We start from the raw sequence: 15,670 nt of genomic DNA on the forward strand, positions 1-15,670 counted from the left end.
TTAATGGAACCATTTCCCAGGCTCCATTTTGATCATTTTCTTCTTTTTTACCTTTTCATCTTCCGACTCTCTTACACCTTGTTGGAACTTTATGTAAATATATAACTCACGCATGATTCCTTCTAGTGACACGTCATCAGGTAACTCTTTGATTAGTTTAAGTACTTCTTCTTTATCTGTCATAACTGCCTCCCCTCCCTCTTTTCTTTATCTATAGTATAACACTTTGGAAAAAATATAGCTTTTATATAATATGAAAATACGAAGAAGTATATGAAATGATTTACCACTAACAAAAGGAACATATAAAGTAAGGTACAGAGCTTCTTATTAGAAAGCCTTGTACCTTACTTTATATGTTCTGTTTTGAGTTTGAAACACATTGTTAGCAAGTGAGTAATTGTGAAGTTTGTATAGACTGTTGATATCTTTCATTCAGAATAGTGTAGCTCTCACTCACACTTATGTTTGATATGTGCAATCATTCGCTCCGGCAGAATACTTCGCTAGATAGATGCTCATATTTTTTGAGTTTATAGATGATGAAATTACGTATAATACCGTTATTATTCATGAAACCAGCATATCTCCTGTTTATACAAGTAGAGCAGGCAACATAGCGGAGGAAATACACGGAGACTCCTGCGGGAAGAAGAGCATCGGTGAGACTACGTAGTGCGTCAGCACGAAGGAGGCTCACCAGCTCCCCGCGGAAAGCGTAGTGTATTTCCGTAGCGAGAGATTACTCTGAATTCAGGTTATCAGGAGTTTCTATCGATATCTTACTAGATACCTATGGAGAAGTCTTCAATAGCTTTTTACTTTAGCATTTAAAATCCTAAGTTAATACTGCTCGATCATCGCCAAATTGTTCTCCACGGATGCGCTGGAATTCTTGTAATAAATCTTGGATCGTTAGTTTTTCTTTTTCTTTTCCACTGACATCAAATATAATTTGTCCTTTATCCATCATGATTAACCTGCTCCCCAGATCAAGCGCTTGTTGCATATTATGGGTTACCATTAAAGTAGTTAATCCAGATTCTCTAACCACTTTTTCCGTTAAATCCGTAATAAGCTCTGCACGAGATGGATCGAGCGCTGCTGTATGTTCATCAAGTAATAGGATATCTGGTTCAGTGAACGTTGACATCAATAAAGAAAGTGCTTGCCTTTCTCCTCCTGAGAGCAACCCAACCTTCGCGGTTAACCGATTTTCTAATCCTAAGTTTAGTGTACTTAAATATTGTTTAAACAACTCTTTACGTTGCTTTGTTACACCTAATTTTAACTTTCTTTTTTTGTTGCGTGAATATGCCATAGCTAAATTCTCTTCTATTGTCATGGAAGGAGCCGTTCCAGCCATCGGATCCTGAAAAACACGACCAATATATTTAGAACGTTTGTATTCCGGCAAGTGAACAACTTGTTCCCCATTAATATATACATCTCCAACATCAGGAATCAACACACCTGAAATAATATTCATCAATGTGGATTTACCCGCACCATTACTTCCGATTACAGTTACAAATTCCCCTTTTTCCAGTTCTAAATTAATATTATTTAACGCTCGCTTCTCGTCTGGTGTCCCTTCATTAAAAGTTACAGATACATCATTAAGTTTAAGCATGGCCATCTCCCCCCGTTCTCAATTGCTGTCGCTTCCATATTCGACGTCTCTTTTCTCGTCTGGATTGAATGATCTTCGGAGTCACAAGCGCGGCAACAACAATAACGGCAGTAATTAATTTCATATCTCCTGTTTCCAGGAAATCTACTCGGAGAGCCAACGTAACAATAATACGGTAGATTACCGCACCAAGTATTACTGCTAATGTAGCTCTCACGACAGTCTTCGTACCAAATAACGCTTCACCAATAATAATAGATGCTAGACCGATAACAATTAGTCCTAAGCCCATATTAACATCTGAAAAGCCACCTAGTTGAGCGATAAGCCCCCCTGCCAGCGCAACCAAAGCATTTGAAAATCCAACACCCACAATTATTAGCGAATCAGTATTAGCGGAAAGGCTGCGAATCATCTTTTTGTTATCACCAATTGCACGAAGCGCAAGTCCTACTTCTGTTTTCAAATAATAATCCGTTAATATTTTAATAGCAAATGTTATAAATACCATTATAATCAGTACAGCCCATGTACTAGGTAATTGTTCTAACCCTAAAGCTGAAAGTATACCGTTTAACATAGAATCTAGCCCTATAGATTTCCACATTTCTTCCAGTTGACCAAACAATGTTGTCTCATTAAGTAATGATAATGTTGGCTGTCCCATAATTCGCAGATTAATAGAATAAAGAGCAGTCATCATCAAAATCCCAGCTAGCAAAGAGTTAATTTTACCCTTCGTATGCAATACCCCTGTTATACAGCCAGCAATGAAACCAGCAACTGCAGCTAATAAAGTTGCAATAATTGGGGGAATTCCATTAATAATCGAGAAAGCAGCAACCGCTGCCCCAGTAACAAAACTTCCCTCCACTGTTAAATCAGGAAAGTCTAAAACACGAAAGGTCAAATATACTCCTAGTGCCATGATTGCATATATAATCCCTGATTCCACAGCTCCAAATAATGATATAAACATGATTTTCTTCCTCTCGCGCAATATTCTTTGAAGTTGGTCCCCTAATTTGAAAAAAGCACTATAGAGCCAGTCATAAACTGGCTCTATCTATTTATCAAACTACTATTATTCTGCTGTTTCCATAATCTCAGCAGACTCATCCCATTCGGATTTCCATTCAATACCTTGTTCTTCTGCTGCACCTTTATTAAGGAACAATTGAATTTCTGGTGGATATTCTGGTGCAATATCGCTTACTGCTGTTTCACCAGATAATATATCTGCTGCCATTTCTCCAGCACGATAACCTAATGTATAATAATCAATACCAAACGTTGCAAATCCGCCTTTGGCCAAGGAATCAGGTTCTCCAACAATGAGTGGAATATCTTGATCATTAGCAACTCCAACCACACTGTCAAGTGCAGATACAACGGTGTTATCTGTGATAATATATATAACATCAGCTTCACCGACTAGTGTATTGGTTGCTTGTTGTACCTCAGCAGAATTGGCTACGGTACGTTCCACAATAGAAAGGCTCGTTCCTTCCGCCGCTTCTTTAACAGCATCAACTTGTGTTACAGAATTCTGTTCCCCAGAATTATAAACCATCCCTACTGATGAATCTGGAAAGGTTTCATCAATGAATGCAACAGTCTCTGCAATTGCATCTGGATGCAAATCAACATTCCCAGTAATATTTTCTCCTGCTTCGTCCATGGATGGAACGAGGCCTGCACCAACTGCATCCGAAACAGATGTAAATACAATAGGAATATCACTAGTTGCTTGTAAAGCTCCTAATGCACTTGGTGTTGAATTAGCAAAAATTAAATCTACACCATCTGCAACAAAACCGTCTGAAATTGGTTTAACGTTATTTTGATCATTTTGAGCACTTTGAAAATCAAACTCAACATCTAACCCAGCATCAGAAAGTGCTGCTTGAAAGCCTTCATATGCATTATCTAAAGATGGGTGCTCAACTATTTGTGTTGCCCCTACAATATAACTTTGAGAGCTGTCAGTCTCTGTTTCTTCCCCTTCTGTTTCACCAGAATCTCCTGATGTGCCTTCATCTTCATTTGATTCGGACCCACATGCAGCTAGAACAATAAGACTAATAATCCCAATAAATAGCAAAAACTTTTTCATGTCCACTTCCCCCATTTACTGTGTTAAAGTTTCTAAATATTTAAACGTGATTATATCATACTATTGACCCAATCGCGAGAACTTTTTAACTATTTTTATTAAACTTTCTAATCTTTTTAAACAAAATAGTACAGCAAGTAAGAAAAAGGAACAATATGCAAGTGATTTTTTTACATTTTTAGCTAAGGCTCTTTTCGTATAGTTCGTTGCTTTTGATGTTTTACAGTTGATAGAAACTCCTGATCTATTTAATTAAGAATAGTTTACTCTCGCTTACACTTATTTCTGCTGGCATTCGCTCCGCTAAGATAGGTGTACAGAATATTTTTGAGATTCTAACTCATTAAATCACGTTTAAGGCCGTTATTATTCTTATAAACAACCTATTTTTTGCTTATACAAGTAGGGCAGACAACTTAGCGGAGGAAATACACGGAGACTCCTGCGGGATGATTAGCCTAGGTGAGACTACGGAGAGCGATAGCTCGGAGTAGGCTCAGCAGCGCCCGCGGAAAGCGTAGTGTATTTCCGTAGCGGATATATAGCAATATTCTTAATTAAAGTAATCAATAGTCTATATAAAATGTAATGAAACAAAAAAACAACAATCTTTTAGAAAAGAGCCTTAGCTAAAGATAACCTTTCATATGAAACTTCTACAATCAATTTACAAAGATTTAATATTCAATAAATTGTTTATTTTTAGGTATCTTTGTGTTATAATTTATACAGTATCAACCAATACTAACTATTGTTACCCCCAACCGCCATTACTTAAGTGTTTTGGCGGTTTTCTTATGTATTATCAACAAAACCCGCCAACTACTGTAAACGGTTTGGCGGGTTGTTTTTATGTGATTTTCTTTGTATCTCAGCAAAGATTGTTTCCTGCTGTTCAGGAGGGACAGGTTGTTTATCTTTATATTGCTCCAGTTCATTCTCTTGGCTTGTAAGCTGATTCTGTAATTGCAAGATCATATCTTTCAATTGCTTAAATTCTTTTTTCGTTACAGGCTGAGAATCTTCTTTTAACAGTAACGCGACCCTTCCGTTTGGCTCTAGAGTGGCCCATTGTACATCATCTACACGTTGTACACCTTGCTGCCGTAAGTTCATCTCTAATTGATCGACAGTCATTCTTAGTTTTTTTAAATTGTTCTCTTGTAATGTACCATTATTAATAAGTATTTTGGATTTCCCTGTGATCAGGTTTTCAAAAAAATCTCCCTTTATTTGCAAGAATTCTATAACAACTAGAGATAATACTAGTACTAGTCCGACTGCTAAGGTACTCCAAATATTATCACCGGCGATTGGCTGAACAAGTAAGGAACCGATTCCTATCATGATGACCGTTTGCGCCAATGTCATTTGGGAGATAGATTTCCTTCCAGCAAATCGTAATAAAAAGGTTCCACCAATTAAAATAATAATCGCTTTCCATAATAAATCCCATTCCATCAATTTCACTCCCACCATAATTTCTCTTTTTAGTCTTAGTAGGAGGTTTATTTTTATACTAGCTTTTCGTTCGTTTGGTTACTTTTTATTCCTTGCATATAAGCAATACCTAAGGCGCTTTTAGTTTGGCTGAAGTATTTTTTCTCCGGTATTTTCACCGAAGTCATATACTCTTTCCATATAGATTTGATGCCAAATCATAAAGACTAGGACTGTCCATATTTTTCTAGCATGATCCTTATGATTTGCAGCATGTTCTTCCAATAGACTTAAAACAACTGCTTTGTTAATCCATTGGTTGGTTTCACTTTGTATCATGATATTTTTTGCCCATGCATACAGTTCATTTTTTAACCAGTATTTTATAGGCACAGGAAATCCTAGCTTTTTACGATGAAGCACATGTTCAGGCACCATACCCTCTGCAGCCTTTCTTAAGATCGCCTTCGTCGTACCATCTGCAATCTTGTTATCTACTGGAATACTTCTAGCTACTTCAAAAACTTCTCTATCTAAAAATGGCACTCGTACTTCCAGGGAATTTGCCATGGTCATCTTATCCGCCTTTAGTAATATATCCCCTGTTAACCATGTGTGCATATCTATATACTGCATCTTCAGCACCGGGTGTATATCCTGTACGCTTCTATAAAGATCCATCGTTTGAGTTCGATAAGGTATTTCTGGATTATATTGTTTTAACAGTTTTTGCTTTTCCTCTTCTTCAAAAATCTTTGCGTTACCGATGTACCGTTTTTCCAGTGGTGTTGTACCTCTTTCCAGAAAGCTTTTTCCTTTCACCCCATTCGGTAACAGCTTTGCAAGATAATAGAGGGCGCGATTCATTTTATCCGGTATATATTGAAATAGACGCAAGGAATGAGGTTCCCGATATATGTTATAGCCACCGAAAAGCTCATCTGCACCTTCACCTGATAATGCCACTTTTACATGTTTCCTTGCTTCTCGAGCAACGAAGTACAAAGGAACACAGGCCGGATCAGCTAATGGGTCATCCATATGCCAAATAACCTTTGGTAATTCAGTAATAAATTCCTCTGGTGTTATTGTACGGGAAATATTTTCAACCCCTATTTTTTCAGCACTTTCCTTAGCCACGTCAATTTCAGAATATCCATCTCTTTCAAACCCTACAGAAAAGGTTTTAATAGTAGGATGGTATTGTTTCGCTATGGCAACAATAAGCGTTGAATCAATTCCACCAGATAAAAAGGACCCGACAGGAACATCACTTTGAAGATGCGATTGTACGGAATCAAATAAAACTTCACGCACACAATCTATCATTTGTGTTTCACTCGCTACAACTGGTTGAAAGCTAGCATGAAAATACGGCTTTATCTTCATTGAACTATTTTGCTCTTTGACAAACAAATGGCCAGCAGGGAGCTTCTTTACCTCCTTCGTTAACGTGAATGGTTCTGGCGCATACTGAAAAGACATATAATGCTGTAGTGCCTCTTTATCTAAAGTCTCTAGCTGAGTCAATTCGGAAATGCATTTTTTCTCGGAAGCAACTATCCATTCATTTTCATTCTCCATATAATAGAATGGTTTAATTCCAAATGGATCACGTGCACCATAGATTTTCTTCTCCATTGTGTCCCATATTACAAAGGAAAACATTCCACGTAATTCGTGAACTCCGAAAATACCTTTCTCTAAAAATAGATTAGCCACTACCTCCGTATCCGTTTTTGTATGAAAACGATAGCCCTTTTCCAGTAGCTGCTGTTTAATTGTTAGATAATTATAGATTTCCCCATTAAAAACTAAATGATAACGATTATCCCCAAATGAAAAAGGCTGATGCCCACCTTCTAAGTCAATGATGCTAAGCCGCTTAAATACTAGGGCAGTCTGGGAATCATGGTAAAAACCGTCATCATCCGGCCCCCGATGATTAATCCTTTCTCCTGCTGCCTTTATCGCCTGCAACCGTTCCTCACTAAACTGTAGCTGCCCATTTAAATGTACTCCTAAAAACCCACACACAACATTCATCTCCATATCCTAATTTAGATGTCAATTTGACTTTTATGACCAAATGAGTTTTCTGCTATTTGACGACCTCAAAGCTCTCCAGCATATAATGGAATCTTGCTCCGTGACCTTCCTCTGCTTCTAAAAAGTATGCCTGCTTAATGACAAACACCTGGCCATTATCCGCTTCTGTTATATAATATCTATGGGTTGGTGTATCCCAGTGAAGACCTGTAACGCCATTTTCATCGGTATATTCTAAACCAATACTTTGTACTACTTTTGCTTTTATTGGTGTGGTTACACTCTCTTCTCTGTGTAACTCCATTTCCTCGTCCTTAGCAATCGCTTCTTTAATCTGAGAGATTACCTCCTCGGTGGTTGTGTTTTCTATGCGGGTGATTTCCATATAAACATCTGGTAACTCTTCAGGAAGTGGTTCTATCGTTTCAATACGATCACTTTCTTCTCCTTCCTTCATCTGATAACGATCTTCATCGATGTAAATGACGTATCTTAGTTCTTCATTAGCCTCCAACCGAACGTTCGAATCTTCCTTCTGTCCCTCCAGCTCAATTTCCTCTTTCTTTTCTTCGATAAATAATTCCCGTAAACTTTGAAACATTGCCTGCCCTTTCTCTATTTGATCCTCTGACAACAGTCCAATAAATAAGATTGCCGCAACAACAGCCGCTGTCAATCCAATCACGAACCCTTTTCTAGTTCTGTTATTCGGCCTATTAGTCGAAGATGAAAATAACTCGCTGCTAATATTGTTCCAGACGTCCTCTTTTAAATGGGTCATTTCATCTGTCTGGTCTAATAACTGTTTTTTAACATTTTTTTCAAATTGATGATCATTCATCTTTGACACCTCCTAACATTCGTTTCAACCGTTGTCTTCCCTGGTACAATCGTGATTTGACCGTATTTACATTTAACTCGAATATTTCTGCTATTTCTTTTTCCGTAAAACCATTTAAATACTTTAAAATGAGTGCAGTTCGGTGTTTCTCATCCAACTGTTTTAAAGCAGATGTAACATCCCTATTATCAATTGGTTCTTCTACCTGCTGATTTAAAAAATCTAACAATTGCTCTGATTCAATACTTATTGCTTCTTTTGATTTCTTTTTTAAAAAACGATTGCTTTCATTAACTAATATCCGATAAAACCATGGCTTAAATGGTTTTTCTATATCATAGGAATCTATATTCCGATAAACTTTTATAAACGTTTCTTGAACGATATCAGCTGCATCACTTGTATTGTTTGTTATGGCATAAGCTGTCCTTAACGAATAATCAGCGTATAAATCATATAATTGTTTAAAGGCTTGCTGGTTTCCTTTTTTTATCTTGCGTATCAGCTTTGCTGTTTTTCTTTCTATCAACGAAATCAACCCCCTTCTTTCAGAGCTCTTACTATATATACCTTTTCAGTTTGTAAAAAGTTTTATTAAGGTGATATTTATTAGAAAAATTTTTTGGAAGCTGTATTGTTGGAGAATTTTTGTAGAGAATGGTATAAAATTCGAAACAAGTACTATAGGTAAATAGTGATAGTAATGCCGCTGCGGAAATACACTACGCCGAATATGCGCTACCCCGATTTTTAACTATGAAGCCTTTATGTAAACACTTGCTTTTTACGCTAAAAAAAGAACTGCCAAAGATGGTATCTACCATTTTTGACAGTTCTGCTGTAATTACTTGTTCATGCTTGAGAAGAAGTCTCCCAATGGATCTGCTTCTGCTTTTTCTTTTTCCTTCGTTTCTTCCTCGCTATGGACATCCAACATATCTATGTCGACTTCGTCTAGTTCTCCGGCTGTGGGTTCGAATTCTACTTCGGGTTCACTTGATGCGGCTTCTTCCACTTCTTCCTGGAAGGAAAACACTTCATCGATATTACTGGAGTTACTATTTAACGAAGACAACAATGTCGTGGCACGCATGGGATCGTTGAGCAAATGATAAAGAATTGTCCCTATCATTGCTTCAGAATGTTCGTGTTTTAACCAGCTTTTTTGTTCTTTTGTTAATTTTTTCGGGAGGGGAATTGTCACTACCTCTTGATTTTTCGAAAAGGATTCATTTACGCCCTTAAGAACATAACTGGCTATCGTACTGGAAAAATTCCTTCGTTCCGTTTCTTTTAGCCTTGATAGTTGTTTTAACAGATAATCAGGTGTATCAGAAGGGACACGGAATGTAATAGATTGTCCACGTTCTATTCCTTTTTTCACCATTTAATCACCCTATTTTGCTTCAGTAGCTGCTTTGTCTTCCTTCTTATCTTTACTGCTCGTACCGATATACTGATTAATTAACTTGTAATATGCATTAGCCATCATCCAAATGCTTTCTTGTTCATCCTCAAAGAATTCAATGTTATAGCCATCTAATTTATTATTTAATGCTTTGATATAATCTTTTAATACAGCAGATCCCCCACCTACAAAGTAACAAATTTCCGATTGGGAGTTTTTCGACCAAACATTTCTCAAGAAGCGATACTCCTTCTTCGCTAATTCTAAAAGAATATGATCGGTAATATCATGCACATTTGTTCTGCTGCCCTTCACCATGATATGGTGGCGATTATTTTTTCTTGTAATAATATCTACAATGTCACGACGACTATCTAATTCCACACCATGTCGGGACCGTATCTCTTCACGAATCTGCTCTAACGACTCCGACACACCCAAATTAAACCCTTGTGCCTTATCATCATCAACATTTCTGTTTCTAATGACAGCTATATCGGTTGATAATCCCCCGATATCCTGAATAAGTATTTGTTTATCCAGTAATTCTTTATTTATTACTTTCAAATCATTATCCATTACTAGATTCACATATGCCGCAAATCCCTCTGGATATACCTTTACATCATCAAACTTAAGGTTAACCTTTTTCCCTTGGTGCTTTGGTGTTACTAAAAATTCAACTTGGTGTACAGACCCTAATAATTGGGAACGGTAACCAACGTCTTTCCCTTCTTTCACTTCTCGTAATGGTAAACCTGTTCCTAGTGTATAGTTCGCGTCTACAATATCACTTTTTTCTTTAAAATCAGAAGATTGCACTGCATCTAATGCCAATGCCGCAAATAACATAATCAATGTTTGATCTTCTTCCGATTTACTACTTCCCGGATCAAGTTCTTGTGAGTTAGTAGTTTTCGTTGCTAGATTACCCACTCGATAGATGACACCATTCTCTTCCAGTGCAGGGGAATGCACGCGTATATGTATGTTATCTAACACCTCTTTCTTATCTAACTCTTCTATCCCTATTACAGGACGATCCTCTAAATCTGGTGCAATGATATTTGGGATGTACAATTCATGGTCTAATTTACCGAATATTCCTTTTAGCGCATCATTTCCGACATCAATTGCCGCCACTCTCGATTTTGCCATTGTTATAAAACTCCTCTCATATAACTATCTACTATTATAGAATAATAGTTTTTGTACTAGATTACAATCAGACTTTTTTCGTATTCTTAAATGTTTACATGTACACAAATAGTAAACGTTATTAAATCAAGCCCTACACGATTTTGTACACAAGAAAACAAAAATGTATACATTGTACACATTTTTGTTTTCTTGTAATCAATTTTGCAAACTTGACTTTTCAGGTCCCCTCCCCTATTAAAAAGGGATGGTATTTTTATCTCTGCCTTACACTACTTTTCGATTCCAATGTCTGTGTTCAGCAATAGCAAGTGTAAATTCCTTAATAAAAGTAGGGCCCTTCCCTTCTACAACTCCGATACTTCCATTCAGATTATTCTCTTCCAGAAATCTTATCCCATCATTAGATGCACCAATCGGCTTGTAATGTTTGAATGCTTCATTGAGATAGTAAGTCGTGTTTTTATGAAATACATTACTAGCTACGGATCCACCAACAACATAAATGGCATCATATAATACAGGGTCTGTTGTAGAAAAAGTGTGATCAACCATTAACGAACCACCATTCGTCCCTGTGACAGCTCCCTGTTTTTCACTAATTATTTCATAAGTAATACCTTCTGCATTCAATCCATGCAATATTTCCACAACATCTTTATCGCTAAAACCGTTATTAATTATTACACCTACTTTTCGTGTTTCAGCAGTTTTCGCTGTATTCATCTGACTGAGTGCCTTCGATGACTTTGTAACGGTTGATTCATTTGCATTTTCTGGTGGTGTAGCGCCTATATTCTGAGCTACTGCAGTGGCCAAGTCCCTATCCACGTTAGCGAACATGTCCACTACTTGCTGCCGAACGGTTATATCCTTTACACTTCCGACTTCAAAACTGAAGGCATCAATAATATGCTGTTTCTCCCTGTCACTCATGCTGTTCCAAAATAACTTAGCTTGTGAAAAATGATCGTTAAAACTTTCACTTCTTTGTCTTACTTTTCTTCCATCCACTTTTTCTTGATAATGTGCATAACCGCCTTTATCTTCAGGAACAGGACTTGGAGTGTTATCCGCTAACGAATTTTTGTGGTAAGAAACCTTCCCTTTATTAATTGTTTGGCGATGAAATCCTTCACGCTGGTTGTTATAAAACTGTACAACCGGACGATTAATTGGAATCTCGTGGAAATTAGGCCCACCAAGACGAAGCAATTGTGTGTCGGTATAGGAAAATAAACGCCCTTGCAATAATGGATCATTGGAAAAGTCAATTCCTGGCACTACATGACCAGGATGAAAAGCGACTTGTTCCGTTTCCGAAAAGAAGTTATCCACATTACGATTAAGTGTTAATTTCCCAATGATTGTTACTGGAACATCCTCTTCTGGCCAAAGTTTCGTTGGATCTAGAATATCAAAATCAAAGGCAAACTCATCTTTTTCCTCAATAATTTGGACACCTAATTCATACTCTGGAAAGTTTCCCATTTCAATTGCATCGTATAAATCTCTACGATTATAATCCGGATCTTTCCCAGCAATTTTCTGTGCCTCATCCCATACAAGAGAATGAACGCCAAGCTTTGGTTTCCAATGGAATTTCACAAAATGAGCAACGCCTTCCTTGTTTACAAAACGAAACGTATTAATTCCGAAGGCCTCCATCATGCGATAACTTCTAGGGATAGCTCTAGGCGACATTAGCCACATAACTTGATGAGCAGACTCTTGATTATTTGCTACAAAATCCCAAAATGTATCATGCGCACCAGATGCTTGCGGAACTTCATTATGAGGTTCTGGCTTCAGGGCATGCACAATATCCGGGAACTTAATGCCATCTTGTATAAAAAATACAGGCATATTATTAGCTACTAGGTCGTAGTTCCCCTCTTCGGTAAAAAATTTCGTGGCAAAACCTCGTACATCTCTTACCGTATCGGCAGACCCACGAAACCCAACAACTGTTGAAAACCGAGTGAACACAGGAGTCTTTTTACCTGCTTTGGACAAAAACTTTGCTTTCGTATACTTTTCCATTGACTCATATGTTTCAAACACACCATGTGCTGCCGTTCCTCTGGCATGTACGACACGTTCAGGAATACGTTCGTGATCGAAATGTGTTACTTTTTCTCGAAAATGAAAGTCTTCCATCAGGGTGGGACCACGTTCTCCAGCGGTAAGAGACAGTTCATCTTCTGACATTTTCAACCCTTGATTCGTCGTCAACTCCTTTTTCGAGTCATCTACTTTAAAGTTCTTTAACTGGTCCTGCTTGCTTTTTTCATTCACGTTTTCTTGTTCATGCATAAATATACCTCCCATTCTTATGTATCTATTAGATAACTTTTCCAAAGGAGGATAATCTATGCTTACATTTTTTCATGTAACGGGAGGTTATCTATGTAATGCTTCCATTTGCATCATTATATTTTAAGAAAATTCCTTTTTATTCCTCTCTTCTATTAATTTGTGGTATTATAACTATAATGTAGGTATTTTATACTAAGTAGAGCAGAGTTAGAAGGTAATAAATGCTAATTTGATTACCCCTGCAGATAGAAAGGAATCTAATTATCCATGGGACGTCTCAAGGTATTTATCATAGGTTTATTTGTTGCTTCCGTTGTTATAGCAATTGTATCAGGACCCATTCAAGTGGATACCTCACTTTATATAAAGACATTGGTAATCTACCTTACTTTCACCTTTCTTTATTCCCATTTAAATACGATCTTTAAGAAGGGAAATGTAACGTTAGAGTATGGAATCTCCTATGGACTCTCCATCGCTATGTTCACAGGACCACTCGGGGTCTTTATTTATGAATTAATTATTCGGTTCTATACTTATTTTCAACGAAAACATACCAATACTGCAGATGAGGACGAATTCCTGCATACTTTTTATAATATAGGTGCTTTTGCACTAAACCACGCAATTGCATTCTACCTATTTCACTCTTTAATCCCTTACTTTGGCAATAATACTATTGGATATTGGGCTTTAATTGTCATTCTCGTTGTTCTCATAAATTTTTTATCTGATATTTATCTCAGTATTGTGTTACACAGTATCGGAGAAATCAAAACCCTAAAAGATGTATTCGACTTTATGATACAAAGAAATGTAAGCGATACATTAAAAAAGGCTGTATCCAATGGTCTGTTATATGTATTCCTAATAGAACAACGGTGGGACCTGTTATTCGCACTTTTCGTACTAAATTACCTTGTAAGCCGTTCATTTATGGTTAAGTCTCAAAGTATTCAACATAAAATGGAACGTGACCGTTATGAACAGATGGCATATACTGATTTTCTTTCCAAAGCACACAACCGTGCATATATGAATAAAATTATGAATGAACTTAATCAATCAGGAGAATATCTTTCCATAGTTGTATCAGATATAGACTCATTTAAACGTGTTAACGACACCTATAACCACACAGTTGGTGACCAAGTCATTCAAAGCTTTGCAAATGTGATGAAAAGTTACCTAAATAAAGACGATTACTTATTCCGAAGTGGTGGAGAAGAATTCACCCTCATTCTAAGGCATAGAACGTACGATGAAAGTGTAGCGTTAGTAAAGGATATCAAGCAAGGGATTGAAAACAATAGTGTACAGGCCGAATATCAATCGAAGAGGATATCTATTTCCTGCACAGCTTCCTTTGGCTTATATTACTTCAGAGCAACAGAATCGATTAACATAAAAGATGCTTACTCCATAGCAGATGATTTGTTAATAAAAGCGAAATATCATGGAAAGAACAAGGTTTTTAAGAAGAATGGAGTGGAAGATGTATCAATATATGAGCGATATTCTGATGAAGTAGAAAAGAAAGCATAAAGGACAGAAGTGAAATATCACATCTGTCCTTTTAATGGTTTTATACTGCTTTAGATTTTTTCATTTGTTTACTTCTTAACTGTCCACATGCTGCGTCAATGTCAGCACCATTCTCCCAACGAACGCCGCAATTGATGCCGTGTTCTTTTAACGTTTCAAAGAAAGCTTGAATAGAGTTAGAATCACTGCGTTGGTATTGGATATGCTCATCCACTGTATTATAAGGGATCAGGTTTACATATGCCAGATGTCGATGTTTTTTCAATAGATTAGCTAACTGAATAGCCTCCTCTTTATGATCATTCACATCTTTTAGCATAATGTATTCATACGTAATACGTCTATTTTTCTTCTCTAGATAATAATCAATAGCCGGCATAAGTTTCTCAAGCGGAAATGCCTTATTGATCTTCATGATGCTTGTACGTAGCTCATTATTAGGCGCATGAAGCGATACAGCAAGGTTCACTTGAATATCTTCATCAGCAAAGTCATATATCTTATGTGCTAGGCCACTCGTCGATACAGTGATATGTCTTGCACCAATATTAAGACCTTTATCATCATTCATTACATGCAAGAAATCCATAAGATTTGAGTAGTTATCTAGTGGCTCACCAATACCCATTACAACGATATGGCTGACACGCTCATCTTTCCCTTGCTTATCCAAATGCTTCTGAACGTTCATGATTTGCTCAACAATCTCACTGCCATTTAAATCACGACTCTTGCGCAACAGACCACTTGCACAGAAGGAACAACCAATATTACAACCAACCTGTGTCGTCACACAAACGGATAAACCGTAGCTGAAACGCATCAATACCGTCTCAATCAAATTACCATCAGACAGTTTAAACAGGAATTTTATCGTACCATCTTTTGACTCCTGTCTAATATCTTCATCTAATGTATGCAGAACAAAGTTTTCTTCCAGTAATGCAATCGTATCTTTGTTAACGTTTCTCATTTCATCAAAACTGTTTACACGTTTTTTATAAAGCCAATCCCATACTTGGTTTGCTCTAAAACGCTTTTCTCCACGCTCTACAAGCCAATCCTGCAACTGTTCAAAGGTTAGCCCATAAATGGATGTTTTACTCATTATAAACCCTCATTTCGCTTCATTTCATTCTATTTAACATCATACTCTATGTG

At 37.0% G+C, this 15,670-nt stretch carries 13 protein-coding genes; 1 reads left to right on the forward strand and 12 read right to left on the reverse strand.

What is annotated here, in order from left to right; genetic code table 11:
* The 11 genes from D8M06_RS09615 to D8M06_RS09665 all read right to left on the reverse strand — a co-directional run bounded on the left by D8M06_RS09615 (position 1) and on the right by D8M06_RS09665 (position 12,961).
* Positions 1-183, reverse strand: coding sequence for a hypothetical protein (locus D8M06_RS09615; protein WP_121204189.1), 183 nt, complete (start codon positions 181-183; stop codon positions 1-3).
* 655 nt (positions 184-838) lie between these two features.
* Positions 839-1,633, reverse strand: coding sequence for an ABC transporter ATP-binding protein (locus tag D8M06_RS09620; protein WP_121204190.1), 795 nt, complete (start codon positions 1,631-1,633; stop codon positions 839-841).
* Positions 1,626-2,612 carry an ABC transporter permease gene (locus tag D8M06_RS09625; RefSeq protein WP_121204191.1) on the reverse strand — a complete coding sequence of 329 codons (987 nt, stop codon included), beginning with the start codon at positions 2,610-2,612 and terminating at the stop codon, positions 1,626-1,628. Before D8M06_RS09625 ends, D8M06_RS09620 begins: the two co-directional genes overlap by 8 nt.
* 105 nt (positions 2,613-2,717) lie before the next feature.
* Entirely contained in the window at positions 2,718-3,749 is a 1,032-nt protein-coding gene (locus D8M06_RS09630) for an ABC transporter substrate-binding protein (RefSeq protein WP_121204192.1), read from the reverse strand.
* An 822-nt stretch (positions 3,750-4,571) separates the two neighbouring features.
* On the reverse strand, positions 4,572-5,210 hold the full coding sequence (locus tag D8M06_RS09635) for a DUF421 domain-containing protein (RefSeq protein WP_121204193.1): 639 nt from the start codon (positions 5,208-5,210) through the stop codon (positions 4,572-4,574).
* A 120-nt stretch (positions 5,211-5,330) separates the two neighbouring features.
* A complete protein-coding gene (asnB, locus tag D8M06_RS09640) occupies positions 5,331-7,226 on the reverse strand; it encodes an asparagine synthase (glutamine-hydrolyzing) (RefSeq protein WP_121204194.1) in 1,896 nt (631 codons plus the stop codon).
* A gap of 64 nt (positions 7,227-7,290) precedes the next feature.
* The gene (locus D8M06_RS09645; RefSeq protein ID WP_121204195.1) at positions 7,291-8,079 is read right to left on the reverse strand and encodes a hypothetical protein; all 789 of its coding nucleotides are present in this window, start codon (positions 8,077-8,079) and stop codon (positions 7,291-7,293) included.
* Positions 8,072-8,608 (reverse strand): RNA polymerase sigma factor, encoded by a 537-nt coding sequence (locus tag D8M06_RS09650; RefSeq protein WP_121204196.1) that lies wholly within the window; start codon positions 8,606-8,608, stop codon positions 8,072-8,074. The genes D8M06_RS09645 and D8M06_RS09650 overlap by 8 nt, the downstream gene beginning before the upstream one ends.
* Before the next feature lie 315 nt (positions 8,609-8,923).
* Positions 8,924-9,466, reverse strand: coding sequence for a hypothetical protein (locus D8M06_RS09655; RefSeq protein WP_121204197.1), 543 nt, complete (start codon positions 9,464-9,466; stop codon positions 8,924-8,926).
* A gap of 9 nt (positions 9,467-9,475) precedes the next feature.
* A complete protein-coding gene (locus D8M06_RS09660) occupies positions 9,476-10,645 on the reverse strand; it encodes a ParM/StbA family protein (protein ID WP_121204198.1) in 1,170 nt (389 codons plus the stop codon).
* Between the two features lie 267 nt (positions 10,646-10,912).
* Complete coding sequence (locus tag D8M06_RS09665; protein ID WP_121204199.1) at positions 10,913-12,961, reverse strand: catalase; 2,049 nt, start codon at positions 12,959-12,961, stop codon at positions 10,913-10,915.
* Positions 12,962-13,231: 270 nt separating this feature from the next.
* Between D8M06_RS09665 and D8M06_RS09670 the strand changes: the two genes are divergently transcribed.
* Entirely contained in the window at positions 13,232-14,509 is a 1,278-nt protein-coding gene (locus D8M06_RS09670; protein WP_121204200.1) for a GGDEF domain-containing protein, read from the forward strand.
* Between the two features lie 40 nt (positions 14,510-14,549).
* On the opposite strand, the gene rlmN is transcribed toward D8M06_RS09670, so the two are convergent.
* Positions 14,550-15,617, reverse strand: coding sequence for a dual-specificity RNA methyltransferase RlmN (gene rlmN / locus D8M06_RS09675; protein ID WP_121204201.1), 1,068 nt, complete (start codon positions 15,615-15,617; stop codon positions 14,550-14,552).
* Positions 15,618-15,670 lie beyond the last annotated feature (53 nt).

Origin of the sequence: Oceanobacillus halophilus, from assembly GCF_003628505.1 — a bacterium.
In the GTDB taxonomy this organism is placed as follows: domain Bacteria; phylum Bacillota; class Bacilli; order Bacillales; family Amphibacillaceae; genus Oceanobacillus; species Oceanobacillus halophilus.

What these genes read in the sequence shown, in the direction of transcription:
- D8M06_RS09645 (WP_121204195.1), bottom strand. Translation starts at nt 8,079, where the DNA reads ATGAATGATCATCAATTTGAAAAAAATGTTAAAAAACAGTTATTAGAC.
- D8M06_RS09620 (WP_121204190.1), bottom strand. Translation starts at nt 1,633, where the DNA reads ATGCTTAAACTTAATGATGTATCTGTAACTTTTAATGAAGGGACACCA.
- D8M06_RS09635 (WP_121204193.1), bottom strand. Translation starts at nt 5,210, where the DNA reads ATGGAATGGGATTTATTATGGAAAGCGATTATTATTTTAATTGGTGGA.
- D8M06_RS09625 (WP_121204191.1), bottom strand. Translation starts at nt 2,612, where the DNA reads ATGTTTATATCATTATTTGGAGCTGTGGAATCAGGGATTATATATGCA.
- D8M06_RS09660 (WP_121204198.1), bottom strand. Translation starts at nt 10,645, where the DNA reads ATGGCAAAATCGAGAGTGGCGGCAATTGATGTCGGAAATGATGCGCTA.
- D8M06_RS09630 (WP_121204192.1), bottom strand. Translation starts at nt 3,749, where the DNA reads ATGAAAAAGTTTTTGCTATTTATTGGGATTATTAGTCTTATTGTTCTA.
- D8M06_RS09655 (WP_121204197.1), bottom strand. Translation starts at nt 9,466, where the DNA reads ATGGTGAAAAAAGGAATAGAACGTGGACAATCTATTACATTCCGTGTC.
- rlmN (WP_121204201.1), bottom strand. Translation starts at nt 15,617, where the DNA reads ATGAGTAAAACATCCATTTATGGGCTAACCTTTGAACAGTTGCAGGAT.
- D8M06_RS09670 (WP_121204200.1), top strand. Translation starts at nt 13,232, where the DNA reads ATGGGACGTCTCAAGGTATTTATCATAGGTTTATTTGTTGCTTCCGTT.
- D8M06_RS09615 (WP_121204189.1), bottom strand. Translation starts at nt 183, where the DNA reads ATGACAGATAAAGAAGAAGTACTTAAACTAATCAAAGAGTTACCTGAT.
- D8M06_RS09665 (WP_121204199.1), bottom strand. Translation starts at nt 12,961, where the DNA reads ATGCATGAACAAGAAAACGTGAATGAAAAAAGCAAGCAGGACCAGTTA.